Source organism: Anaerolineales bacterium (assembly GCA_030583885.1).
In the GTDB taxonomy this organism is placed as follows: Bacteria; Chloroflexota; Anaerolineae; order Anaerolineales; family Villigracilaceae; genus Villigracilis.
This window is the reverse complement of sequence record CP129480.1, coordinates 3,393,205-3,418,882: the sequence shown is the minus strand read 5'-3', so window position 1 is coordinate 3,418,882 and position 25,678 is coordinate 3,393,205. Positions and strand designations below refer to the sequence as shown.

General features: G+C 52.8%; 17 protein-coding genes and 3 tRNA genes. 15 read left to right on the top strand and 5 right to left on the bottom strand.

Annotation, left to right across the window (positions count from 1 at the left end; all coding sequences use genetic code 11):
• Window positions 1-421 precede the first annotated feature (421 nt).
• The 11 genes from QY332_17165 to QY332_17115 all read left to right on the top strand — a co-directional run bounded on the left by QY332_17165 (window position 422) and on the right by QY332_17115 (window position 12,401).
• Window positions 422-1,258, top strand: coding sequence for a purine-nucleoside phosphorylase (locus QY332_17165; GenBank protein WKZ35343.1), 837 nt, complete (start codon window positions 422-424; stop codon window positions 1,256-1,258).
• Window positions 1,259-1,269: 11 nt separating this feature from the next.
• A complete protein-coding gene (locus QY332_17160) occupies window positions 1,270-1,950 on the top strand; it encodes a hypothetical protein (protein ID WKZ35342.1) in 681 nt (226 codons plus the stop codon).
• 19 nt (window positions 1,951-1,969) lie between these two features.
• Complete coding sequence (locus QY332_17155; protein WKZ35341.1) at window positions 1,970-2,509, top strand: GNAT family N-acetyltransferase; 540 nt, start codon at window positions 1,970-1,972, stop codon at window positions 2,507-2,509.
• 49 nt (window positions 2,510-2,558) lie between these two features.
• Window positions 2,559-4,469, top strand: a complete 1,911-nt coding sequence (locus QY332_17150; GenBank protein ID WKZ35340.1) for a hypothetical protein — start codon at window positions 2,559-2,561, stop codon at window positions 4,467-4,469.
• A 31-nt stretch (window positions 4,470-4,500) separates the two neighbouring features.
• Window positions 4,501-5,469: a S1 RNA-binding domain-containing protein gene (locus QY332_17145; GenBank protein WKZ35339.1), complete on the top strand. Its 969-nt coding sequence runs from the start codon at window positions 4,501-4,503 to the stop codon at window positions 5,467-5,469.
• 5 nt (window positions 5,470-5,474) lie between these two features.
• A complete protein-coding gene (locus QY332_17140; GenBank protein ID WKZ35338.1) occupies window positions 5,475-7,679 on the top strand; it encodes a DNA translocase FtsK in 2,205 nt (734 codons plus the stop codon).
• Between the two features lie 38 nt (window positions 7,680-7,717).
• Window positions 7,718-8,350, top strand: a complete 633-nt coding sequence (locus QY332_17135; GenBank protein ID WKZ35337.1) for a CDP-alcohol phosphatidyltransferase family protein — start codon at window positions 7,718-7,720, stop codon at window positions 8,348-8,350.
• A 5-nt stretch (window positions 8,351-8,355) separates the two neighbouring features.
• The gene (gene lgt, locus QY332_17130) at window positions 8,356-9,156 is read left to right on the top strand and encodes a prolipoprotein diacylglyceryl transferase (GenBank protein ID WKZ35336.1); all 801 of its coding nucleotides are present in this window, start codon (window positions 8,356-8,358) and stop codon (window positions 9,154-9,156) included.
• Between the two features lie 75 nt (window positions 9,157-9,231).
• Window positions 9,232-10,167 (top strand): ABC transporter ATP-binding protein, encoded by a 936-nt coding sequence (locus tag QY332_17125; protein WKZ35335.1) that lies wholly within the window; start codon window positions 9,232-9,234, stop codon window positions 10,165-10,167.
• Window positions 10,157-11,587: a stage II sporulation protein M gene (locus tag QY332_17120; protein ID WKZ35334.1), complete on the top strand. Its 1,431-nt coding sequence runs from the start codon at window positions 10,157-10,159 to the stop codon at window positions 11,585-11,587. Before QY332_17125 ends, QY332_17120 begins: the two co-directional genes overlap by 11 nt.
• Window positions 11,588-11,639: 52 nt before the next feature.
• Complete coding sequence (locus QY332_17115) at window positions 11,640-12,401, top strand: MBL fold metallo-hydrolase (GenBank protein WKZ35333.1); 762 nt, start codon at window positions 11,640-11,642, stop codon at window positions 12,399-12,401.
• Between the two features lie 62 nt (window positions 12,402-12,463).
• Here QY332_17115 and QY332_17110 read toward each other — a convergent pair whose 3' ends face one another.
• On the bottom strand, window positions 12,464-12,967 hold the full coding sequence (locus QY332_17110; protein ID WKZ35332.1) for an HNH endonuclease: 504 nt from the start codon (window positions 12,965-12,967) through the stop codon (window positions 12,464-12,466).
• 88 nt (window positions 12,968-13,055) lie between these two features.
• On the opposite strand from QY332_17110, the gene QY332_17105 reads away from it, so the two are divergent.
• From QY332_17105 to tyrS, 3 genes are all read left to right on the top strand, one after another.
• Entirely contained in the window at window positions 13,056-13,949 is an 894-nt protein-coding gene (locus tag QY332_17105; protein ID WKZ35331.1) for a TIGR01777 family oxidoreductase, read from the top strand.
• 22 nt (window positions 13,950-13,971) lie between these two features.
• Entirely contained in the window at window positions 13,972-14,643 is a 672-nt protein-coding gene (locus tag QY332_17100; protein WKZ35330.1) for a hypothetical protein, read from the top strand.
• Between the two features lie 186 nt (window positions 14,644-14,829).
• On the top strand, window positions 14,830-16,041 hold the full coding sequence (gene tyrS / locus QY332_17095) for a tyrosine--tRNA ligase (protein WKZ35329.1): 1,212 nt from the start codon (window positions 14,830-14,832) through the stop codon (window positions 16,039-16,041).
• 26 nt (window positions 16,042-16,067) lie between these two features.
• Here tyrS and QY332_17090 read toward each other — a convergent pair whose 3' ends face one another.
• The 4 genes from QY332_17090 to QY332_17075 form a co-directional block, all read right to left on the bottom strand.
• Window positions 16,068-20,957 carry a PAS domain S-box protein gene (locus QY332_17090; GenBank protein WKZ35328.1) on the bottom strand — a complete coding sequence of 1,630 codons (4,890 nt, stop codon included), beginning with the start codon at window positions 20,955-20,957 and terminating at the stop codon, window positions 16,068-16,070.
• 144 nt (window positions 20,958-21,101) lie between these two features.
• A tRNA-Cys gene (locus QY332_17085) sits at window positions 21,102-21,172 on the bottom strand.
• 63 nt (window positions 21,173-21,235) lie between these two features.
• Window positions 21,236-21,307, bottom strand: a tRNA-Gly gene (locus tag QY332_17080).
• 29 nt (window positions 21,308-21,336) lie between these two features.
• Window positions 21,337-21,409, bottom strand: a tRNA-Phe gene (locus QY332_17075).
• Window positions 21,410-21,616: 207 nt separating this feature from the next.
• On the opposite strand from QY332_17075, the gene QY332_17070 reads away from it, so the two are divergent.
• Complete coding sequence (locus tag QY332_17070) at window positions 21,617-25,516, top strand: DNA-directed RNA polymerase subunit beta (GenBank protein WKZ35327.1); 3,900 nt, start codon at window positions 21,617-21,619, stop codon at window positions 25,514-25,516.
• Window positions 25,517-25,678 lie beyond the last annotated feature (162 nt).

Sequence of the window (25,678 nt, the reverse complement as noted above, 5' to 3'; positions counted from 1 at the left end):
CTGTACAAGCCGGCTGGACAGCCGCCGTCCCATCTCGCCTGGTGGTGACGGATAAGATGGATGGAATCTTGCTGGGGTGGGATGCCCTCCAAGATTTTGCGCCAATCGCGCGGTGCAAACTCATGGTTTTATGCTCGTATTCGCCCAATTGACCGGGCTCATGCAGGATTGTACCACCGATGCATTGGCGGGTGGGCATTTCGTTGTGGTCGGAGATAGCATCAGAGTTCCTTTTTTTCTGCGTCCCGGGATAAATTTGATGCCATGCAGCCAATTTGAATCTCAACTTTGACGCGTCTAATAAACCATGAGTGCAATTCGCCCGCAAGTATCCATGGTGATTTCTGATATAATCCCAACGTAAATCGGTCTTTCGGTGGGGATGTGACCGTTTCAATAATACTGATACAGGGTATCAAAAATGCAAACTTATATTTCCCTTTCCCAAATTGACGAAATTGTGCAAACGATTAAAAGACGGATATCAATCCAGCCTGTTGTGGGGATCATCCTCGGGTCTGGACTTAACGGTCTGGCTGATTCTGTTCAAGGAGCCGTTCACATCCCTTATAGTGACCTGGCCAACTTCCCCGTCTCCACCGTTCACGGACATGTCGGGCGTTTTGTGATTGGCGAGCTGGAAGGCAGGCCCGTGCTGGTTATGCAGGGGCGCATCCATTATTACGAAGGGTACACCATGGGAGAGATTACCCTGCCCGTGCGTGTCATGCAGCGCCTTGGAATTTCCTCTATGATTGTCACAAATGCCGCAGGCGGGGTGCATCCTGATTTCAATCCCGGCGATGTTATGTTGATTACCGACCAGCTTAACCTTATGGGCATGTCTGGTCTCAACCCGCTCATGGGACCAAACTTGGATGAGATCGGTCCGCGCTTTCCGGATATGAGCCAGCCGTATGACCGTGATTACTGCAATCTTGCACGCAAAATTGCAAAGGAAGGTAAGATCACCCTGCGCGAGGGAGTCTACGCAGGCTTGAGTGGACCATCGTTTGAGTCACCCGCTGATTTGCGCTTTTTGCGGCTTGCGGGTGCGGATGCAGTGGGGATGTCCACGGTGCCGGAAGTGATTATTGCGCGTCATGGAAACATGCGCGTGCTTGGACTTTCAGGCATCAGCAACAAGGCCAACCTGGACGGTTCCACGATCACAACTCATGAAGAGGTCATTGAGGCAGGAAAAGTAATCACCCCCAAAGTCGAAAAGATAATCCGCGGTGTCTTGCGCGGATTGTAAAAATCTCACGAATGGCAGAATTTTACAGGTTCCTCGCCTCTTATGAGGTGCTGATCTATATCCTGCTGGCAATTGCCGGCATGTTCTCCTTTCGATGGGCATGGCGTTCGTGGCAGGAGTGGCGGATTGCTGTTTTCAGCCTGGAACGTGAATTCTCCGCCCGCCGGCTTGGACGGTCGATTGCAATTTCTTCCATCATCACCATGCTGTTCTGTGTCGAGTTTTTTATGGCATCCTTTATCATCCCCGGACTCCCCTCGGATTTTTTTCTCACCACACCCACGCTTGACTTTATCTCTAGGCCGACAGGCACGCTATCTGCGGAAATGATGACCCAATTCTCCAGCCTGCCTCCACAGGCGGAAACGGTGGACAATACAGGCTGCATTCCAAATCAGATCATGATCACTTTCCCTCAGGCGGGGGATGAAATAAAAGGTGCCATCGAATTGGCCGGTACGGTCAATATTCCGAATTTTGGATTCTATAAATATGAGGTTGCGCCTCTTGGAAGCGATACCTGGGTGACCATTTCCGCCGGACGTGCAATCGTCAATGACAGTTCCCTGGGGCGTTGGGACACCACTGCTTTAACCCCCGGTGATTATCAATTGCGGCTTGTGGTAATCGATAATCAGGGGCAGATATTGCCCGCCTGCATTGTGCAGCTGCGGGTTGTACCATTACAATAAAGGAACGGAATTATTATTCATGTCTGAAATTCAACTTCGCCCCACCATTGCGCCTGATCTTTCCCGCTTAATGGCCATCGATCATTCCATTATCAGCGAGGCGGTCTGGCAATTGGAATTGCGCCGCGACGCAGGACAGGTGACAACCACCTTCCGCGAGGTGCGCTTGCCGCGTTCCATCACTGTGGAATATCCGCATAATCAGTTCGCGCTTGCCGATGACTGGGTGCGGAAGTCCATGATGTACACTGCTTTTATTGATCGTGACCCTGTGGGGTACATTAGCCTGCTTGAACGGGGAACCGCCTCAGTGGTTTGGATCACGGATATTGTGGTGGATGCGGCACGCCGTCGCCAGGGCGTGGGCAGCGCTTTATTGGCGGCCGGGCAGGAGTGGGCGGAGTCCAGATCGCATCGTCGCCTCATCCTGGAGATGCAGTCGAAGAATGTCCCTGTCATCCGTCTTGCGCAAAAGTTCGGGTATGAGTTCTGCGGGTATAATGACCATTATTACATCAATCAGGATGTGGCTTTATTTTTTGCAAAGGCATTAAAGTAGACCGGCTGCGGTGATGTCCGCGCTGTAAAAATTTATTGGAAGGGTTTCCATGATTAACGGTTGGTCGGATACGTTTCTGGCGGGGATCCAGACGCTCAACCAGATACTGACGGCGGGGATCGCCATCACAGCGTTTTCGCTTTTTCTCTATGCGCTTTCGTTCAATTTGCGCGATAGGGTGGCGCGTTCGTTTGCGATCATTTTGCTTTGCGTGGTGGTGGTTTTCACCTCCGAAGGCCTGCAGGATAAATCGTTGTCGAGCGGGGCGATCGATCTGTTGCTGCGTTTGCAGTGGTTTGGAATTGTTTTTCTCCCGGCGGCATATCTTCATCTCTCTGATGCGCTGCTTGTGACGGCCGGGCGTCCTTCGCGTGGACGCCGTCGGGTGGCCGTGCGCGGCATGTATGTTGTTTCAGCTGGTTTCCTCCTGTTGCTTGCATTTGGACATTTGGTCGGCGATTTCATCCCGGATGGGAAGCCGGCTCCGTTTCTCGTGCGCACGGCATGGACGGAAGTCTTCACGCTTTTTTACGTCTCGGCGATGGTGTGGGCGGGGGTGAATTTTGCGCGCGCTTACAGTCTCATGCTGACACGTTCGGGACGCCGCCGCATGTTGTATTTGATGGCGGGCGCCACAGCCCCCGCGCTCGGTTCGTATCCCTATTTATTATTTGGGTATGGACTTGCTGCGCAGCATCAATATCTCTTTTGGGGCGCGGCAACTGTCATTAATTTGCTGGTTGGCGCATTGGTGATCGTGATGGCGTATGCAGTGGCCTTCTTTGGAGTTTCATGGCCGGACCGCGTAATAAAAAGCCGTCTGGTCAAGTGGATCATGCGCGGACCGGTAACCGCCTCTGCCGCCCTTGGCTTGATGACGGTTGTCCGGCGCGGCGGGGAGGTACTCGGCACGCCTTATAACGCCTTTGTCCCGTTTACTGTGGTGGCAACCATCCTGCTGCTCGAACATGCCATCACATTTGCCGCGCCTCTCTGGGAGCGCTGGTTGTTTTTCGGGGGCGACCGCAGTGAATTGGAATTGCTCCAAAACATCGAGGAGCGTTTGCTCACAGAGGGCGATCTACAGCAATTCCTTGAGGCAGTCCTTGCGGCTGTGCGCGACCATTTGCAATCTCCATCTGCTTTTGTTGCCGCGCTGGACGATGAGATCTTATCTCCCATTGTTGTGGCGGGAAACCGTGCCTTGCTCGACCAGGAGGGTTTAACCGAAGCCCTTGAACAGGTCAACGGCGACACGCGGCGCGAGTTCCAATGGGGCAGCTTTTTTGTCTTGCCATTGCATCGCCGCAGACATCCGGAAATGGACCGCGATGAACTGCCTCCACTGCTCGGCTTGCTCGGTGTTGCAAAAGGGGAGAGGCAGACATTGGAACACGATCAGCGCGATGCCTTGTGGCTGCTGGCAGACCGTGCCGCGATAGCGCTGGAAGACCGTCAACTCCAATTGCGCGTGTTCCGTTCCCTGGCAGATCTACAACCGCAGGTGGAAATGATCCAGCGGCTGCGTGCGGCAGGACGTTATGATACGCGCGCGAGTCTGCTGGCGGAGCCGCTGCCGCAGGAGGCAGACCTTGCCAATTGGGTCAAGGATGCGCTGACGCATTATTGGGGCGGACCCAAATTTACGAATAACCCCTTGACGAAACTTCAAGTTGTGCGTGAACTTGCCGAAAAAGATGACGGCAATACCGCAAATGCATTGCGGGCTTTATTGCGCCGTGCTGTGGATCAGGTTAAACCGCGGGGTGATCGAAAGTTTACAACGGAGTGGATACTGTACAATATCCTTGAAATGAAATTTATCGAGGGGCGCAAGGTGCGGGATGTCGCCGCCAGATTGGCGATGTCTGAAGCCGACCTGTACCGAAAACAGCGCGTCGCCGTGGAGGCTGTTGCGAAAGCGATCCTCGAGATGGAAGTGAACCTTCAAGATCAATGAACGTATTTTGAAGTATGAGAAGGAGCCGATCATGGCTGACACAAAAAGAAGGTATGAAAATCCGATGCCAGTGATAGATGATGGCTGGTGGTCGTCGGTTCTGGCGGAGGAGAATCGCTCGTCGGCGTTTCCCCCGGCTCATTTTGCCGGGAGCAAGCCCGATGTCGGTGGGGAGCCGAAAGGTGCGTTCTCAGAGAAAAAACCTGCCGACTGGACGCAGGTCAAGGACTTGTATCTGCGCGACCAGATCGTTGACCTGATGGTCACCGGCCATAATCGCGGCGGCTTGCTCGTCGAGGGCGATGGCATGTATGGCTTTGTGCCATTTTCGCATTTGGTGGCCTTATCCGGAAAAGTGGAATATCCTGACCGCGAGCATGACCTGGAAGCATACGTCGGACGTTCGCTTCGTTTGAAGGTGATCGAATGTGTGCCGGAGGATGGGCGCGTGGTTTTTTCGGAACGCGCGGCGCAATCGGAGCCGGGCAAACGTGCAGAGATATTCGAGGCATTGCGGGCTGGACAGAATGTTCAGGGCAAGGTTACCAATATCACGGACTTCGGTGTGTTCATTGACCTCGGCGGCGTGGAAGGGTTGATTCACATTTCGGAATTATCGTGGGGACGCGTTTCCCATCCCTCTCAAATCGTCAATCTGGGCAGTACGATAGACGTGCAAGTGCTGGACCTTGCACCCGAACGTTGCCGCGTGGCGCTGAGCCTGAAACGGCTCCTGCCCAATCCCTGGCAGAACGCGTCGGTTGAGTTTCCGGATGGCAGCATACAATCTGCAATCATCACCAGCGTACTTTCCTTTGGCGCATTCGCCCGTCTGGAGGCAGGGGTGGAAGGTCTCATTCATATCTCCGAAATTCCACAGGCCGAGGGCAGGCCGCTCAAGGAATTCCTTTCCGAGGGGCAGCAGGTTCAAGTGCGTATCCTGCATTTGGATGCGGCCCATCAGCGCATGGGCTTGAGCATGAGGCTTCGCGGAGCGTAACCCCCATGCCGCAATCCTCGGACACCCGCAAAAGACAATACCCTCAGACCGAATCGCCAAACGATTGGCTGGAGCGTCTTGCCGGTTTTTACATGCAGTTTGGCCGTTTTCTGCGCGACGCCATTGGCGTGGTGTTGATCGCGTTCGCATTGATGTCACTGCTGGCCGTGTGGGAATTTACAGACGGCATCATCCTTACGCCTTTTGCCAGCCTGCTTCGTCTCTGGTTTGGCTGGGGAAGTTTGCTGGTCATCTTTGGCATTGGATATTTTGGATACTCGCTTCTCAAACGGGATCGGGATGAGGTGCGTTGGGGGCGGCTTATTTCCCTTGAGCTCGCCTCTCTCCTGACCCTGGGCTTGCTTGCCGTTATTGGAGGCAACAACCTCTTCCGGGCAGAGTCCGGCATGGACGGCGGACGCCTTGGCTGGGGGCTTGCCACCTTTGCATGGCGTTCCCTCGGAGGGTTGGGCGGCACGCTTGTACTCTTTCTCCTTTGGCTTCTCACGGCGGCAACGGGCCTTGGCTTCTGGTCCAAACTCGAAGCCTGGTTGTTGCAAATTGCCGGCGAAGCTCCGCCTGTGGTTTTGTCCACGCCTGTGCCTGTGGATGAAAACCAAAAAGGTGAAAAATCGGCAAAGTCTGGCGTGCAAAGAAAGAAGACCCAGCCGCTGCCGCCGGAATTCCGCACCTCTTTGAAATCGGGCAACAAAAAGGAGGAGAGATCAAATAAGCTGCCGCCGCGCGGAGAGGACCTGCCGCCTTTGGGCATCCTGTTGGCTGAATCTGCCACGCATGCCGATGAACGTACGATCAACCAGACGGCGGGTTTGATCATGAAAACCCTCGCTGAGTTTGGCATCCCTGCCACTGTCATTGGGTATCGTGTCGGCCCCGCAGTCACACAATTTGCCGTACAACCGGGCTTTATCAAAAAGCCCGGCTCCGATGAAGAAGATGCCCAACAAATGAAAGTGCGTGTCGCGCAGATCGCCTCCCTGGAAAAGGATATTGCCCTCGCATTATCCGCCCAGCGTTTGCGTATCGAAGCTCCGGTACCCGGTAAACCATACGTCGGTATCGAAGTGCCGAATACACACAGTTCCGTTGTCCGTATGAAAACCCTGCTTGAGTCAGATGTGTTCTATAAGGTAGGTGCGCCCCTCACCATTGCCCTGGGACGCGATGTCTCCGGTCAACCGTTGATCGCGGATCTGGCGCGTATGCCGCATTTGTTAATAGCCGGTTCAACGGGTTCCGGTAAATCGGTCTGCATTACATCCATTGCAGCATGTCTTGCCATGAACAATGCGCCTGAAGACCTGCGCCTCGTCATGATCGACTCGAAGATGGTCGAGTTGATCCGCTTCAATGGACTGCCTCATTTATATGGAAAAGTGGAGACCAATCTCGAGCGCATCATGGGTGTTTTGCGCTGGGTGGTGGTCGAAATGGAACATCGGTACCGGCTGCTCGAATCCGCTCATGCACGCGACCTGGATGCCTACAACCGCAAGATCTCACGCAAGGCGGATGTCAAACCTTTGGCGCGCATTGTTGTGTTGATTGACGAGCTGGCTGACCTAATGATGTCGGCGCCGGAACATACCGAACATAACCTCGTCCGCCTCGCCCAAATGGCGCGCGCGACGGGCATTCATCTTGTGGTTGCCACGCAGCGTCCTTCAACAGATGTCGTGACAGGCCTGATCAAGGCCAATTTCCCGGCACGTTTGGCATTTGCAGTCGCATCCGGAATAGACAGCCGCGTTATTTTGGATTACACGGGTGCGGAAACCCTGCTTGGGCGTGGTGATATGCTCTTCCTCAACCCTGAGGTTGGCAATCCCGTTCGCGCGCAGGGCGCGATGATCACTGATATGGAGATCGAACGCATTATTTCACACTGGCAGAAGACCGGCGAAACTCCAGCGGATGATTCCCCGCCTTGGGAAAAACTCTTGCAGGAGCCCGGTGAAGGTGAGGATGACGGCTTGATCGAACAAGCCATTTCCATTGTCCGCAAGGGCCAGCGTGCCTCGGCTTCCCTGCTCCAACGCCGCCTGCGGATTGGGTATCCGCGCGCCGCGCGACTGCTCGATCAGCTGGAGGAAATGGGAGTTGTTGGACCCTCCCAGGGCGGCGGCAAGGAACGAGATGTGCTGGTCAGTGAAGACGATCTGTCTGGCGAAGAAAAATCTGAAGAGTAAAATTATTAATTTTCGAAAGGATTTCTGCGGACTGCTTGATGAATCATAAACCAACCTTCACAGACAGATTGCGAATTATATTTAAAGGCATATTGGATGCCATTGGCGCGTTTTTGAATCGCCTCGGATTAACTCCAAACTCGATCACATTGCTGGGGCTGGTCGGGACAACCGTCGGGGCATACTTTATTTCGCAGGGCAAAATGACGACGGGGGCTTTTATCCTGCTGGCTTTTGTCCTTGTCGATGCGTTTGATGGAACCATGGCGCGCCTGCGCGGTGAACCCAGCGATTTCGGCGCATTTGTTGATTCGGTCAGCGACCGTTATGCCGAACTCGTCACGTTTGGCGGGCTTTTGTATTACTTTCTTTCGCTGGATGATTATTACGGTGTCATGATCACTTTTACTGCGGCTGCGGGCTCGGTGATCGTTTCTTATGTCAAAGCGCGCGCTGAGGGATTGGGCTTTATTGCAAAGGTGGGGATTCTCACTCGTGTCGAAAGGTATCTTGTGTTAATTCCGCTGCTCGTGTTTAATCTGCCCTTCATTGCAGTTTGTGCCATCGCCCTGCTCGCCAACATTACCGCACTTCAGCGAATTCTTCACGTCCGTGTGCAGGGACATGAGCGCATGAGAAAAGCCAGGGAAGACAAGGAGTATTTGCATTAACTCCCATGAGTGAAGGATTTTTTATCGGCCCCTGGCTGTTGCGTTGGAATGGATTCCTGATTGCCATTGGCATAGCAGCGGGGGCGTTGCTTGCCGCCTGTGAAGCAAAACGCCGTGGTCATGACGCGGCGATCGTCTATTATCTTTTTCTGCCCTTGATATTTTGGGGGACGCTTGGCGCGCGGCTTTGGCATGTCTTTACTCCGCCTCTTTCCTCGGTTCGGCTTGGCCTGACCACGGCGCATTATCTCACCCATCCCCTGGACATGCTGGCGTTGTGGAATGGCGGATTTGGAATCCCCGGCGCGCTGCTGGGCGGTGTGTTTGCCGTGTTCCTTTTTTCGCGCAAATACGAACTGCCCTTTTTGGAATTGGCCGACCTGCTCGCACCAGGACTAGCCCTTGCCCAGGCGGTTGGACGTATGGGAAATTATTTCAATCAGGAACTCTACGGGTTACCCGCCCGCCTGCCTTGGGCAATATTCATTGATCCGACCAGCCGCCTGGCCGGGTATGAAACAGTCCACTTTTACCACCCGCTGTTTGCATATGAAGCCATCCTGAACCTGGGGAACATGGTTTTGTTATTATGGGTTGCGCGCAATTTTTCGGACAGGCTCAAGTCTGGCGACCTTTTTCTCGCCTATCTCCTTGTGTATTCCGTCATCCGTTTTTTGCTTGAATTCCTTCGCCTCGATGTCTCCTTGGCGGGTGGATTGAACATAAATCAGTTGTTTTTTGCGCTTTTGCTCATTTTTGCGGGGGTTGGCTTGCATGGGAGGCATCGGCTTGCACAGATATTGTAAGGTCTCTGTGAAGGCGGCTTTGCATGGCGGGTAATAAAATAGGGATTGTTTGTTTCTTAAATAGAAGGAAGAAGAATGATAGAGACTCATGATCTAAGCAAGCAGTTTAATGATTTTGTCGCGGTGGATGGCGTTGACCTTTCCGTTCAGTCCGGGCAGATCCTCGCGTTGTTGGGGCAGAACGGTGCAGGTAAAACCACCACTGTGCGCATGTTAACGGCGTTGTTGCATCCGTCACGCGGATGGGCGCGGGTGGCCGGGTATGACGTGGTCAAAAACGGACATGATGTCCGCGCTTCGGTCGGGGTGTTGACGGAACAACACGGCCTCTATATGCGGATGACCGCAGTTGAATATCTGGATTTCTTTGGCCAGGTGTACAGCCTTTCACCGTCTGCACGGAAGACGCGCAGTGAAAATTTGCTGGAATACTTTGGGCTGGCAGAAGCCGCACGCCGCAGGATCGGCGAGTACTCCAAGGGGATGCGTCAGAAGCTGGCATTGGCCCGCGCCATGATGCACGACCCCGGTGTGCTTTTGCTGGATGAACCCACCTCCGCCATGGACCCTGAATCCGCGCGGTTGGTGAGGGATGAGATTGCGCGTCTGAAATCATCCAGGCGTACGATTGTGATTTGCTCGCATAACCTCACCGAGGTGGAGGCGCTGGCAGACCAGATCGCCATCATTTATCGTGGGCGAATTTTGCTGCAAGGCACACTGGAAGAGTTGAAACGTCAGGTGCTTGGCGCGCCGGAGTATGAGATCATCTTCAGCGACGCATGGGATTCCAACGGGTTTGAACTACCCAAGGATGTGGAAATGCTCTCGCAAACGCCGACCAGTTTGAAGGTCCGCGTGAAGCGCCCGCAGGAATCAAACCCCCGCATCCTGAGGTCGTTGTCATCCAGTTCTGCGTCTGTCATGGCGTTCCAGGAGCAGGCGCGCACGCTGGAGCAGGTGTATCTCAAGGTGATGGCGGAAGCAAAGGGACGTGAGCATGTTCAATAAACTTAGACTTGTCTGGCTGGTGGCTGGACGTGAATTACGCGATCAGTTCCGTGACTGGCGGGTGCTGATGCCGATGACGATCCTTGTTTTGTGTTTCCCGTTTTTGATGAACCAGTTCGCAAAACAAACGGTCGATTTTTTGAATCAATACAATGCGGATCTGATCCTTGAAAGACTTGTGCCGTTCTCGATCATGATCATCGGTTTTTTTCCGATCACGGTTTCACTGGTGGTTGCGCTGGAGTCTTTTGTGGGGGAGAAGGAACGCGGCACGATCGAGCCCCTGTTGAGTGCCCCCCTGGATGACTGGCAGTTGTATTTTGGCAAACTGCTGGTGGGTGTGGCGACGCCGCTGGTTGCCAGTTATATTTCGATTGCCATCTATATGGTGATGATCTCGCGCCAGGGGCTTGCCATGCCCCCCTTGTCCGTCATGGTGCAGTTAATATTGCTTACAACGGCGCATGCCACGCTGATGGTGAGTGCCGCGATTGTGATCTCGGTACAATCCACCTCTGTGAAGGCGGCGAATCTGCTGGCTTCCTTCATTGTGATCCCTGTCGCCATTTTGATGCAGGGCGAGGCGGTGATGTTGTTCTGGGGTAATGAGCAGGTGCTCTGGCTGGCCATTGCGGGCGTGATGATCATTGCCTTGTTGTTGATCCGCGTTGGCATTGCCCATTTCCAGCGCGAATATTTGCTCGGGCGTGAAATCGATGCGATCAACCTGCACTGGATGTGGCGCACCTTCTGGTCCAATTTTTTTGGCGGCGCGCGGTCGTTGGGAGGATGGTACCGTAATGTGCTTGGCCTGGCGTTTCGGCGGATATTGCCCGCGGTATTTTTTGTTTTTCTGATCGCCGGCGTCAGCCTGTGGATGGGCTACGACTGGATCATGGTCAATGTTTCGGAGACCATTGCCCTGGCATCGCCGGAGGATTTGGAACTGGTTGAAGAACGCGTCCGCGAGCTGCCGGAGCTGGCAAACCTGAGCCAGGGTATTAGTGCACCCTTTTTGTTCGTCAACAATACACGTGCCATGGTTGTCATTTTTCTGGCGGGATTGTTCTCTTTCAGCGTTCTGGGCGTTTTGTTTTACATGCTGAATATCGGTTTGATCGGCGGGCTGTATGCCCTGTTCGAATTACTGGATCTTCAAGCCCTGCCGCTGTTTCTGGCAGGCGTCCTTCCGCATGGAATTTTTGAACTTCCTGCATTAATGATCGGAAGCGCAGCGGTGCTTCACATGGGCGTTGCCATCGTAACACCGCAGACGGGGAAGTCCATGGGGGAGGTGATCCTTGAGTTGTTCGCGGATTGGACAAAGATATTCATTGGACTGGTGATTCCCCTGCTGGCGATTGCGGCGGTGATCGAGGCCCATGTTACGCCCGGTATTTTACTGAATGCGCTGAGGTAAATGGGATGTAATTGCGATTTTCAACAGCGGGAAATTCGGTTAAGATAAGACCATGTCCAAGGTGATCATCCTCGGTGCCTCGAACGCCATTCCTACAAGGGAGAGCGAGAACACGCACATGGTCATTGTGGGGAAGGACCGCATGCTGCTGGTCGATTCGGTCAGCAACTCTATTCTCCGTTTGGAGGAAGCGGGGCTGGACTTCAATGATCTGACCGATATGATCGTGACCCACTTTCACCCGGACCATGCCTCGGGGATCCCCCTCCTGCTGATGGATATGTGGTTGATGGGCAGGCGGAAACCGCTCAATATTTACGGCTTGCATTACACCCTGGATCGCGTCGAAGGGCTGATGGGATTTTACAACTGGTCGGAATGGCCCAATTTTTTCCCCGTTGTGTTTTATCGCCTGCCGGCCAGTGAGATGACCCCGGTGCTGGAATGTCCGGACTTCAAGGTCCACGCTTCACCTGTTCATCACATGATCCCCAATATCGGCCTGCGGATCGAATTTCCGCACAGCCAAAAAGTGATGGTGTATTCGTGTGACACGGAACCCTGCGACGAAGTGCTGCGCCTCAGCGCGGGTGCGGACGTATTGATCCACGAAGCAACAGGGGAGGCGCCCGGACATTCCTCCGCGAAGCAGGCGGGCGAGATCGCCAAAAAGGCGGAAGTGGGCAGGTTGTATCTCATCCATTACCCAACGGGGAAATTTGCCAACGGCGACCTGGTTGCGGAAGCGCAGACCACTTTCCCTGGAGAAATTACCCTCGCAAAGGATTTTATGACGTTGGATTTCAGTAAATGAATTCCCCTCTCGCAGCATGGGAGAGGGGTTGGAAAAAACGGAAGCGGAGAATAGGGCGGTTTTTACCAGCCTGAAATATAAGGCTCCCATTCGCCATTCTCGTTCATGAGCTTGCCAAAGATGTAGGCTGCGTTTGCCGGCGGTTCCTTGGGAATGTGCATGAGGCGCATGTGCGCTTCCTCCACCCTGCGCCCGCCCTTGCGGTGATTACAGTAGGAACAAGCCGCCACCAGGTTGGTCCAGACATGCTGTCCACCCATATGGCGCGGGACGACATGGTCCACTGTTAAACTTCCCTCATGTTTGCCGCAGTACTGGCAGGTATAATTATCGCGGCGGAATATTTCGCGGCGCGATAATTTGACGCGCGGCCGCGGCCGGTGAACCTGGCTTTCCAGCCGAATGACGGAAGGGCGCGGAAGCAACTGCGATACTGTACGGATATGCCCGCGGCCGTTCACGATCATGCCAGCTTTGCCTGCAAGGATCAGACCGACAGCCCGCCTTGTTGAGCATATGTGGATCGGCTCAAAATTAGCATTGAGTACCAATACGGGTTCATGCATGGTTGCTCGGCAATCTGCGTGATTATACATCCACTTGATTAAATACGTAAAAGCATCAAAAGTGCGAATCGATGCAGGAGCATTTGAAATGAATATCATGATTGCAGGCGGCTCGGGTTTTCTGGGGCGGGCGCTGACAAGATCCTTTCTTGCCGGCGGGCACGAGGTTTTCATCCTCACACGCGGTTCCCGCGTCATGGATGGCGTACAGGTTGTGAAATGGGATGCGAAAACAACGGATGGCTGGGGAGACCTCGTCACTGAAATGGATGTGGTCATTCACCTCGCAGGGAGGACGCTTGCCTCCTGGCCTTGGACTGCCGCCACAAAACGTGACTTCCACGACTCCCGCGTCCTGCCCGGCCTCGCGCTTGCTGAGGCAATCGAAAAAGCGACCCGCCGCCCGGGCATTTTCATCCAGCAATCCGGAATAAACTACTACGGCTTGCGCGGCGACCTCGCCGACGAATCAACCCAGCCTGCAGATGACTTCCTCGCCCAGCTCGCGGTCAAGGAGGAAATGGCAACAAAATCGGTCGAGGGCCTGGGCGTACGCCGTATCGTTCTGCGCTCTGCGGTTGTACTTTCCAAAGACGGCGGATTGCTTGGGTTAATGGCGCTTCCGATCAGATTATTTGTTGGGGGACCGTTCGGCTCAGGCCAGCATTCCATGCCATGGATACACATCACGGATTGGGTGGAGGCAGTTCGTCATTTGACCGAAGATGAAAACGCACGTGGAGCGCATAATCTCATTGCACCCGTGCCCACATCCAATGCGGAATTCAACCGCATGCTTGCAAGTGTGATCCGTCGCCCATATTGGTTTCCAACCCCAGCCTTCCTGTTGAGGGCCTTTTTAGGGGAAATGAGCGTCTTGATCTTGGAAGGCAGGTTTTCCCAGCCGAAACGGCTGACCGAGTCTGGGTACCACTTTCGGTTCCCAGGTCCGCGTGAGGCGCTGACCGATTTGCTAGCTTAATGTCAAAGGAGAAAAGATACCCATGAAGAAATTCATCCCAATGTTGTTGGTCTTTATCGCTGCATGTGCGCCTGCCGCGCAGGAGCAGGTTGTCCTGCCGCAGTTCCTTCCCACTGCCACCGCCTATATTGACCCGTCATATCCAAGCGCACAAGTGGAGTTGGCTGCACCGAATCAATCAGCAAGCGGAATCGAAGTCCGCATGGAGCGCGCCTCAGTGGAGGGAAAAAGTGTAAACGCAGATGTTTGTTTCACCCTGCCCGACACATCTGACTGGTCCATCTGGTCTGCGAGTTTGACATATGGTGAGACGGTGCTGCAGGAATATGGTACGACACTGGTGAGTCTGCAGGAGCCGTCCGAGGGTCAAACAGGATTGCGTTGTGACACCTTGACCTTTGTGGTCCCGCCCGATGCCGATCTTTCCAACGCAACCATAGTGATTTATTCGATCGCAACAACACCGCGCGAGGGCGAATATTGCTCCGTCTACATGCCCAAGATACAGCAGTCCATGCTGGACCGAGGCATTGGCATTGTGCTGGATTGTGTGGATGTGAATGGCGTGCTCACGCTCCAGATCATCAGCATCCCGCCCGAGATGACCCAGGAGCAGGCGGAGCAGGTTGTGTATAGCGATGAGTTCTATACCGTGAATGGCCCCTGGAGTTTTTCGTTCGATTTGTCGCAGTAATCATCCTGTTGTATAATAGCGGCATGTCCGGCGAGTTCCGATCCTGCAAATACTATTTTGACACTGCCCCTTAATATTCTGCGGTAGTGTGCTATCAACGCGCCCTTCACTATCGCGGGCGCGTTTTTATTTGTGATTTTATGCAAAAACCCCGGTTATTAAATCGGTTGGGTATCAGGAGAAGGTATGAACATCCAAGAGCAGGTTGAATTATTAATGCAAGGCACGGAATATGGCGATGATGAACTCAAGAAAGCCATGACGGCTGAATTGCGCGAGCGTTTAATACTTGCCCAAAAAGAGAATCGTCCCTTGCGGGTCTATTGCGGATACGACCCCACCTCCACGGATTTGCATCTGGGACATACCATTTCTATGCGTAAGCTGCGCCAGTTTCAGGATTTGGGGCATGAGGTGACCTTCCTTATTGGAAGTTATACCGCGCTGGTGGGCGATCCGTCGGATAAAAACAAGGCGCGCCCGATCCTGACCGAGGAACAGGTTATTGAAAATTCCAGGACCTACGCCGACCAGGCATTCCGTGTGCTGGCTCCTGAGAAGACGAAGGTCCGTTACAACGGCGAGTGGCTCTCCGAGCTATCGCTTGTAGATTTGATCCGTCTCGGCCAGAACTTTACCGTGCAGCAATTTTTGGCGCGGGATAACTTTTCCAACCGCCTGGAGAAAGGCGAACCGATCTATCTGCATGAAACGTTCTACGCGTTGATGCAGGGCTATGATGCGGTTGCCATGCAGACGGATGTTCAGGTGGGCGGTTCGGACCAGTTGTTCAATATCATCGTTGCCGGTCGCAAATTGCAGGAATCACAGGGACAAAAACCGCTGGTCGGAATCATCACAGGAATTTTGCCCGGCACGGACGGCGTGCAGCGGATGTCCAAATCCACAGGCAACATAGTGCCGATCAATACAGGTGCGCAGGACATGTTCGGCAAGTTGATGTCTGTGCCGGATTCTGCAATGGGTATTTACATGCGCCTCGTCACGCGCTGGAGTCCGCATGAGATCGAACAGATTGAGAAGGATGTTGCTTCCGGTGTGTTCCATCCCCGGGATGCGAAGATGAAGATGGCGGACGAGATCACCAGCATCTTTTATGGTGATGACGCGGCGAAAGTCGCCCGGGAAAATTTCATTAAGACCTTCCAGCAGAAGGAGATTCCTGATGAAATGCCGGAGTTTGATCTGCAGCCCGGCCAGACCGTGCTGGACGTCATTTTGGCGGCGAAACTTGCGGAGAGTAAGAGTAAAGCCCGCGCTTTAATTGACCAGAAAGGTGTTCGTCTTGATGGCAACGTGCTGGAGCGCGGCGATGCGGTCTTTCCCCATCCCGGGGTTTTACAGGTTGGCAAGAGGCGTTTCCTGCGGGTCAAATAGTTGGACAAAAAAATGCGCTGAAAAGTTCAGCGCATTTTTTTGTTTTTGGTTGTCGCTTTCCTTGTTTTTTCAGGCTTCTTTTTAATGGTGCCGCGTGTCTTTTGGGGCAGATTGGAATCGATGAATCTCGTTTTGCTGCCGATCATCCCTTTGAATTTCTCCACCACGCGAGGGTCAAATTGCTTGCCTGAAAGATCCGCGATGTATTTCATCACATCCTCGTCCTGCCAGGCGGGGCGATATGGCCGGTCTGAGAGCAGGGCATCCCAAACATCCACAACGGCGAAGATGCGTGCAGAGAGTGGGATCTCCTCTCCTTTTATTCCGCGCGGGTATCCGTTTCCATCCCACCATTCGTGGTGGCAATAGGCGATATCCAGCGTGGAACGCAGGTAGGTGATGGGGGAGAGCAGGTCGTAGGCGTATTGCGGATGCTTTCTCATTTCCTCGGTTTCCTCTTTTGTGAGGGGACCCGGTTTATGCAGAATACTATCTGGTACGCCCATTTTTCCAATGTCATGGAGCAATGCCCCGCGGCGGATATGGGGTAATTCAGATGAAGGAATGCCCATTTGGCGGGCTAGTTCCAGGGTCAGATTGGTGACGCGGCGGGTATGTCCCTGTGTTTCCTTGTCGCGCAATTCAAGGGCTTTACCCCATCCCTCGAGGGTTGTATCGTAGGCGAGGGAAAGCTCCTGGTTGGTGCGCTGCAGGTTTTCGAATAGCTGGGCGTTGTCAATGGCGATGGTGGCCTGGCCCGCAAGTGTTTTCAGAAAGTCCACCCAGTCCATTGTGGGGGTAAAGGTGTATCGAAAATAGATTTCGATGATGCCTCTTGTAGCACCCTTGCTGAAAAGCGGCTTGGCGTAATAGCTCTTGAACCCTTCCGCGGATAAAGTCTGCGGATTGAGGTCGGAGTTATCCTGTTGGATATCCTTTATATACAACTCTTTGCGGTTTAATAGTATCTGACTGGCCCGGCCCTCGCCAATGCCAATCGAATTACGCGGTGTTGTTTGATTATTGAAACCGTTCGCGGAATAACAATCCAGCATTTGGCTGTGGGGATTGAATACGAGGATGCGTGCGGCGCTGGCGCCCATTTTTGACAACAGATGGTCTGTCAGAATGTCCAGCGTGACATGCAGGTCTAGGCTGGATGTGATGGCCGTGTCCATTTCCCGCAATGTCGTCAGGCGGCGGATTTGTTCCTCATTTTGTTCAAAAAGATTGGAGCGATGGATCGCGTTTCCGGCAATTTCGGCCAGCGTGATAATGAGGCGCACAAGATGCTCTTCTATTTTTCCCGGTTTTTGTACGGCGACCATGATCACGCCAATCGTTTCTTTTGCGGTGCGAATCGGAACGGCGATGGTTCCCCAGCCCTTCCCAAAGAATTTTGCATATTCGGGGATGGTGAGCGGGTCCTCGATGAATTCGAGGCTGATGTGGGGGGTTCCGCTGGAAAATACCGTTCCAATGATTCCCTCACCGGGTTTGAATGTTTTTTTAGGCAGGTTATTCTCCAGCCGTCCGCTTGTGGCGTGGGCTGTGATTTCGTCTTTTTCAGTGTCATGCAGGAATATGGTGGCAGCATCAGTGTCCATTCTTGTTTTGAGTTCATGGATGAGTATCGGCAGCATTTCAGTGGTATCTTTTGCCGCGCGCAAGGCAAAGGATACGCGGTTGACCATTTCCAGTTCTTCGAGTCTTTGCCGGGTTTCCGTGTATAACCTCGTGTTTTCCAGCGATGTGGCGGCTTGGTGGGCGAAGGTCTGCGCGGCAATCGCTTCGCTTTGGGTGAAGGCGCTGGGTGTGCGGCTGTCTACTGTCAGATAACCAATCACCTCTCCGCGGGCGATCAGTGGAACTCCCATCCAGCCTCGGACGTGCAGTGAATCCCCCCAGTTTTCAAAACGCGCATCATTTCTACAGTCATCAATAATCAGTGTCTGCCTGGTTTCATTGATGATTCTGCATAAAAGGTTGTCTGCTGAAAATACCCGGTTCAACGCCTTTTGAGGATTTGGGAGTCCCTTGGTGGCTGTGATGCGTACGTTGTCTCTCTCCTCAATTTCCAGAATGGAGGCGCTGTCGTACGGTGCAATCTTATACAGCCATTCCAAAATGGCGTTATGCAGGGCTGATAGATCGAGCAAATTGGTCAGCGCGGTTCCCGCCTGTCGGATGGTTTCGGCGGTTTCCCGTCGTTTTTTCTCCAATTCAAAGAGGTGTGCTTTATCAATGGCAGTTGCGGCCTGATTGGCGAAAGTCTGTACTCGGGTCGCATGCTCTTCGGTGTATGTCCCGGCTTCACGGCTGTCTAGATTGATAAAACCTATCAATGTATCCTGTGCAAACATGGCAACTGCCATCCAGCCGTGGATGTATTCACTGCCCGCCCATTTTTCAAAAACATCATCCCGTTGAGCGTCTTCGATGATGAGCGGTTTTCGTGTTGCGGCAACCCGGCTCCATTTTTCGGTCATCGGGAATTCATGGCCGATTTTAAAATTCTCAGGAAGTCCCCGGCTCGCGACAAACCGGACCGTATCATCCTGTTTCAGCATGATGGATGCACTGTCATATGGTGCCAGTTGCTTCAGCCAGTCCAGGATTTTTTCCAACAGATCGTCAATATCCGTAGCATTCGCAAGCGACGCAGTGGCAAGGCTTAGATCTTCTGTTTGCATGCGGCGCCTCTTTTCCAGCTCGAAGAGTTGGATGCGCTCCAGGGCATTTGCCACCCCCCCGGCGATGGTATTGAGCAGCTTTTCGTCCCTTTCTGTGAATGCGTTGACCTTTTTGCTCTCCACATTCAGCACCCCAAAAAGCTTGTGCCCGCTCATGATTGGCACACAAAGCTCCGAGCGCGTGCTGTTGGAGACCTTGAAGTAGCCGGGTTCTTGGGAAACATCATCAATCCGCATCGAACGCTTTATGGATGCCACCCTGCCGCATATACCTTCGGTAGTGGGAAGCCTGTCGCCGATGATTTCCATATCGGTGCCGCGGTAGGAATAATGGGGAACGAGCATGTCCCGCGCATCGTTAAGCAGAAGAACCCCGCAATTATCAGAGTACAGGGTGTCGCTGATAATATCTGTGATCTGTTGGATGAGCGTGTCGGCATCTTTTGCATTGGTCTCTGCCAGTGTTGCAGAATGCAGGACGGTTAATTCCCTTAATTGCTTTTGGCGGGCTTGCTCTGCTTGTTTTTGCTCGGTAATGTCTGATAGGATGCCATGCCAGTAAAGGGGGATGCCGTCTTCACCGGTTATGATGGATGCGTCTTCTTTTATCCAGACATAATATCCATCACGGTGGCGCATTCTATATTCCATGCGGAATGGCTCTCTTGTTTTATCGGTTCGGATATCTTCAGCGAGTACGCCTTCCCTGTCATCTGGATGAAGAGAGTTTTCCCATATGTTTTCAGTTGCGTTCCATTCATCCGGTGTATATCCAAGCAAATCTTTTATGCGCGGACTGATGTATTGCGTCAATTGCGCATCTCCAAAAGTATCCATGAAAACCACGGCGGGTAACTTCTCAACCAGCAGGCGATATTGCTCCTCTGTTTCGCGCATTGCGTTTTCCAGGCTTTTTCTCCCTGTGATATCCCTGTAGTTTGCTACGATAGCCTCGATTCCCGCATCGTTTAAATGATTTTTGCCATTAACTTCGACCCATTTAAGGCTTCCATCCTTGCAGATACATCGAATTTCAAGCGCGATATTTTCCCTTGGATTCGCTATGATTTTTTGGAATGCCGTCTCTGCTTTTTCCCTGTCCTCCTCGGCTATAAACTCAAATACGTTTTTGCCAATCATTTCATCCAAGGTGAATCCCAAGATGCGCTGGGCGGCAGGGCTTTGAAAAACAATCTTCCCTTCAGCGGAATACAAGGCAATGGCGTCTGTGCTATTTTCGATCAGCGCCCTGAATTTTTGTTCACTGCGTGCAAGAGACTCCTCCACCAGCTTGCGGTTGGATACATTTCTCACGATCGCTATCAACAGGTTGTTTGGCAGGGATCTCATGCTCAGCTCTGTAAGAAGCAAGGTCCCATCTTTTCGTTTCAATGCCATTTCAGCGACAACGGTGCGTCCGCGTGTAAATTCATTTGATGTCCACGGAAGTACACGGTCATTTGCAAGCAGTTTATCCAGCGACAGGTTTAATATCTCGTTGCGTGTGTATCCGAGCAGGCTGCAGAGTTGTTGGTTTGCCTCAAAAATCACACCGCTCAACTCCGCAACAATAATTCCGTCTGACGCCTGTTCCACCACCATGCGGTATTGTGCTTCGCTTTCCCGCAGGGTGATTTCGGCATCCTTCTGTTTGGTAATATCTGTAACGAATCCCTCGTAATACAGCGTATTCCCGTTTTTATCCCGTACGATACGGGCGTTTGTTGATGTCCAGATAAAGCTGCCATCTTTTTTTATATTTTTTGCCTGGAATTTTTCCACCAAACCGTCTTTGTTCAACAAGGCCGTGAAGTTCCTGCGGCTTTCAGGGGATGCGTGGATCTGCATGCCTATGTCGTTGATTTTTCCGAGCATCTCATCAGGTGATTCGTACCCATAAATGGATGCCATCGCCGTGTTGATTTTTATGTACCGTCCGTCTGGAGATGACCGGAAAATCCCCGCAGTTGTTGATTCAAAGAGATCGGAAAAGTTTTGTTCCGATCTCTTTTGAGCGTTCTGATTCTTAACGATAAGAATATGCAGAATCCCCGCTGTAACCATAATGAAAAACCACCCTTTATAGGTTTGGGCAACGGAGAGACTTTGAGGATCTTCAAACAGGAGCGCGGCGGCCTGGTCTGAAAGAAGAATCCATATCGCTCCCATCACGAGGTAGGCCAGCGAGATTCGGAATGTGGAGGTAGGCGACCATTTTTTCATGGAATCAGAATGTGACCTTTAAAATTTATTATAGGCTTTTTTATGAAAAATTCCATGCCAAATAAATTGTAAAAGAAATGAAGGGAAGCTGGGTGCATTCTTGGAAATATAAAATCGAACCCGCAATCGCGGGTTCGATTTTAGAGGCGTCGACGGGATTTGAACCCGTGATGAGGGTTTTGCAGACCCTTGCCTTACCACTTGGCCACGACGCCGTATATAGTACACAACGAGGATTGCCGACTGAATGATTTCCAATCTGCAATCCTCCATGTTTGAGCGGGCGATGGGATTCGAACCCACGACCTTCTCCTTGGCAAGGAGACGTTCTACCACTGAACCACGCCCGCAGATTACGACCTGTGTAACTGGCCGAGAGTGCCGAGACCCAGGATCGAACTGGGGACACCGCGATTTTCAGTCGCGTGCTCTACCAACTGAGCTATCTCGGCCAACGTATATTTTATTGTTGAGCGTCGGTGATTTTACACGCACTTATATGGATTGTCAAGAAAAGCACCGGGCAATCGCTGTTTTCATATCACCCCTCACTCTGCTTCTTGACTTTTTGTATTCATTTCGATATAATCTCAGGTCGCTGTCCAAAGGGGCAGTTAAACCTTTTTATCAGCCAGCCAAAATAAAGTCAGGAGAGAAGAATGGCATCTTCTTCGCCCCAAAAAAGTTACGCGCGTATCCCGGTAAAACTCGATCTGCCCAATTTGATAGAAGTACAACTTGATTCATTTGAACGGCTCAAGAAGGAAGGCTTGGGGGACCTCTTCCACGAGATTTCACCCATTGAGTCGTATAACAAGGGGATGAAGTTATTTTTCCCGAGCCGTGGACCCGAGTCCCAGCAATGGGGGCTTAAGTATTGGTTTGGAGACCCCAAACACAACATTGAAGAATGTGTTGAGCGTGATCTTACCTATGCCAGCCCATTATATGTTTCAGTTCTCCTGGCAGGGCCGGATGTCCCGGAGCCGATCAAACAGGATATCTTCCTCGGTGATTTTCCGGAGATGACCGATAAGGGCACGTTCATCGTTAATGGCACCGAACGTGTAGTGGTGTCCCAATTAATCCGCTCCCCCGGCGTTTATTTTGAAGCTCCGGCAGACCGCGCTACAGGCCGCCCGCTCGCGATGGCAAAATTGATACCGGATCGCGGCGCGTGGATGGAATTCGAAACGCGTAAATCCGATTACATCATTTTAAAGTTCAACCGCAAACGCACGGTTCCCATTACGGTTTTCCTGCGGGCGCTTGCCGCCGTGAGCGACGGGATTAAGGATTCGCCCATCAAGCACGGCACGGATGAAGAGATTCTGTCCATTTTGAAGGACGTGGACAACAATCCCGACCGAATGTTCATCGCATCCACGATTAAACAGGAACCCGATTGGGATTTAACCAATCACACGATTGCCGAAGCCGCCTTGATCGAGTTCTTTAAAAAGATGCGACCCGGCGATCCCGCCACGCTTGATAATGCCCGCCAGTTCCTTGAGGAGCAGTTGTTCGATCAGAGGCATTACGATCTGGAGCGCGTTGGACGCTATAAGTTAAATCAAAAACTTGACCTGAATATTCCCATTCCTCATCGCAATATCACCAAGAATGACATCATCCGGTTGATCCGCCGCATGATTCAGATCAATAACGGCGCTGAACGCCCGGACGATATTGACCACCTCGGCAACCGCCGCGTCAAGACGGTGGGTGAGTTGATCCAGAACAAACTGCGCATCGGCCTCCGACGCATGGAACGCGTTATTAAGGAACGCATGTCCATCCGAGACCAGGAACAGCTCTCGCCTGTGACGCTGGTGAATATCCGCCCCGTGGTGGCTGCCTTGCGGGAGTTCTTTGGTTCATCCCAGCTCTCGCAATTCATGGACCAGACCAACCCTCTGGCTGAATTGCGCCACAAACGGACACTTTCCGCGTTGGGACCCGGCGGCCTGCGCCGTGAGCGCGCTGGCTTTGATGTGCGTGACGTTCACCATTCCCATTATGGACGCATCTGCCCGATTGAAACTCCTGAAGGGCCAAATATCGGTCTGATTGGGCGCCTGGCTTCCTTCGCGCGTGTCAATGAATACGGCTTTATCGAAACGCCCTATCGCAAGGTCTATAAGTCGCTACCTTCCGATGACGAACGCCTGGAAGGACTCACCCTGCGTGAAGATGTGTACGACCCCAAATCCGAGGAGCTTCTCTTCAAATCCGGAACCATGATCGACTCCAAGATGTTGAAGAAGCTCTCGAAATTTGACACAGAGATAGGCATCGTTCCCTTTGTCTCAGAGGAGGTCGTCTATCTTTCTGCGGATGCGGAAGACAAGTACACCATCGCCCAGGCGAATGCCTATTTGACGGCGAATAAGGAATTTTCCCGCGAACGCATTTCCTGCCGCTACCATTCGGGTTTCATGTTCTCCACTGCTGAATCCATTGATTACATGGACGTGGCTCCTCATCAGGTGGTCGGTATCAGCGCCGCGCTGATACCCTTCCTCGAACACGATGATGCCAACCGCGCGCTCATGGGTTCGAACATGATGGCGCAGGCTGTTCCTTTGGTGCGTCCTGAAATCCCGCTTGTATCAACCGGGATGGAGGGTCACGCCGCACTTGACTCGGGCCAGGTTGTGGTCGCCGAGGTGGACGGTGAGGTTGTCTCGGTAACCGGATCAAGCATCACGGTCAAAGAGAAACGCAGCGGAAACCGCGTCTATCAACTTCGTAAATACCAACGGTCCAATCAAAGCACGTGTATCGACCAGCGTCCGTCCGTTGTCAAGGGACAGGTGATCAAGGCTGGAGATATCATTGCTGATTCTTCATCCACAGAGAACGGCCAGCTTGCGCTCGGACAAAATGTGGTGGTTGCCTTCCTTTCTTGGGAGGGCGGGAACTTTGAAGATGCGATCCTGCTTTCTGAACGACTTGTTCAGGAGGATCGCTTTACCTCAGTCCACATTGAAAAGCATGAGGTGGAAGCGCGTGACACGAAACTTGGTCCTGAGGAAATCACCCGTGATATTCCCAATGTGGGAGATGACGCGATCAAGGATCTGGATGAGAATGGCATCATTCGCATCGGTGCGGAAGTTGGGCCGAACGATATTCTTGTCGGCAAGATCACTCCGAAGGGTGAAAAAGAACTTACCCCGGAAGAACGCCTGTTGCGTGCCATCTTTGGCGAGAAATCCCGTGACGTTAAAGATACATCGCTGCGGATGCCTCACGGCGAGCGCGGCAAGGTTGTTGATGTAAAGGTATTTACCCGCGAGGATAACTCGGACCTTTCCGCCGGCGTCGACATGATGGTGCGCGTGTCTGTGGCTCAACGCCGCAAGATTACTGCAGGCGACAAGATGGCGGGACGTCATGGGAACAAGGGCGTCGTGTCCAAGGTGGTTCCCATTGAAGACATGCCGTTCCTTGAAGACGGTACGCCGGTTGACCTTATCTTAAATCCCCTTGGCGTGCCCGGCCGTATGAATATCGGTCAGGTGCTTGAAGTACATCTTGGCTGGGCGGCAAAACGAATGGGCTTCCGTGCGATTACGCCTGTGTTTGATGGTGCGACCGAAGAACAGATCGAAGCCGAACTCGCCCGCGCCTGGATCATGGATCAGGCCTGGAAGGAAGCGGCGGAACGTGCCTGGGAATGGATCAAGGAACAGGAATATGACGCCGAGGCCATTGAAGATGATGATGAAGTCCGACGGTTGTATCTTGAGCACTGGCTCGATAAACGCCGATACGATGTTTACAGCTTGAATGACCCCGAATATGCGCATCGCGCCACCGCCCGTGAATGGTTGCGCGAAAAAGGCCATAGCGACCCTGACGAAATCCTGCTTGAGGGACAGGACATGGCAAATCATGATCCTGAAAAGGATATTATGACCATCCATGCCTGCCTGCGTTTATGGATGGAGGTCAATGGACATACACGCCGTGTCGCCGAGGATAAGGTGTATGACACCGCCCAGGAATTGGCCAAGGAAAAGGGCATCCCCTTGCCAACCCTAGGAAAACAGCTTCTGCGCGATGGAAAAACCGGCATCCCCTATGATCAGCCTGTTACCGTTGGCGTGATGACCATCCTCAAGCTGCATCACCTGGTTGAGGATAAGGTCCATGCCCGTTCCACCGGTCCATACAGCCTCGTGACTCAACAGCCGCTCGGCGGCAAGGCACAGTTTGGCGGCCAGCGCTTTGGTGAAATGGAAGTGTGGGCGCTCGAAGCGTATGGCGCGGCGCACACTCTTCAGGAAATGCTCACCGTGAAATCGGATGATGTCCAGGGCCGCGTGAACACGTATGAAGCGATCGTGAAGGGGGAGCCGATTGAAGAGCCCAGCATTCCCGCATCGTTCCGCGTTCTTGTGAAGGAACTGCAATCCCTTGGGCTTGCAGTCGAAGCGATCAATGAAGGCGGTGACGTGGTCAAGTTCGGCAAGGATGAGGAGAAGACGCATCCGCCAAAACACGACACCGGCTTGTTGAGCCTGGGAGAAAGTTCAGGCAGAAAGAAGTAGTATTTTCTATTGACTTGACAGATGCGGCATGATAGAATAATTAGCCGTTGCCTGTAAAGCAAGAGTGGCTTTACCCCCGCTCGACTCGATTGGCAGCTACAAATGAGGCCATCAGGGATTGTTGTTGATGGTCTCATTTCTTGCGAATACTGACATGTAATT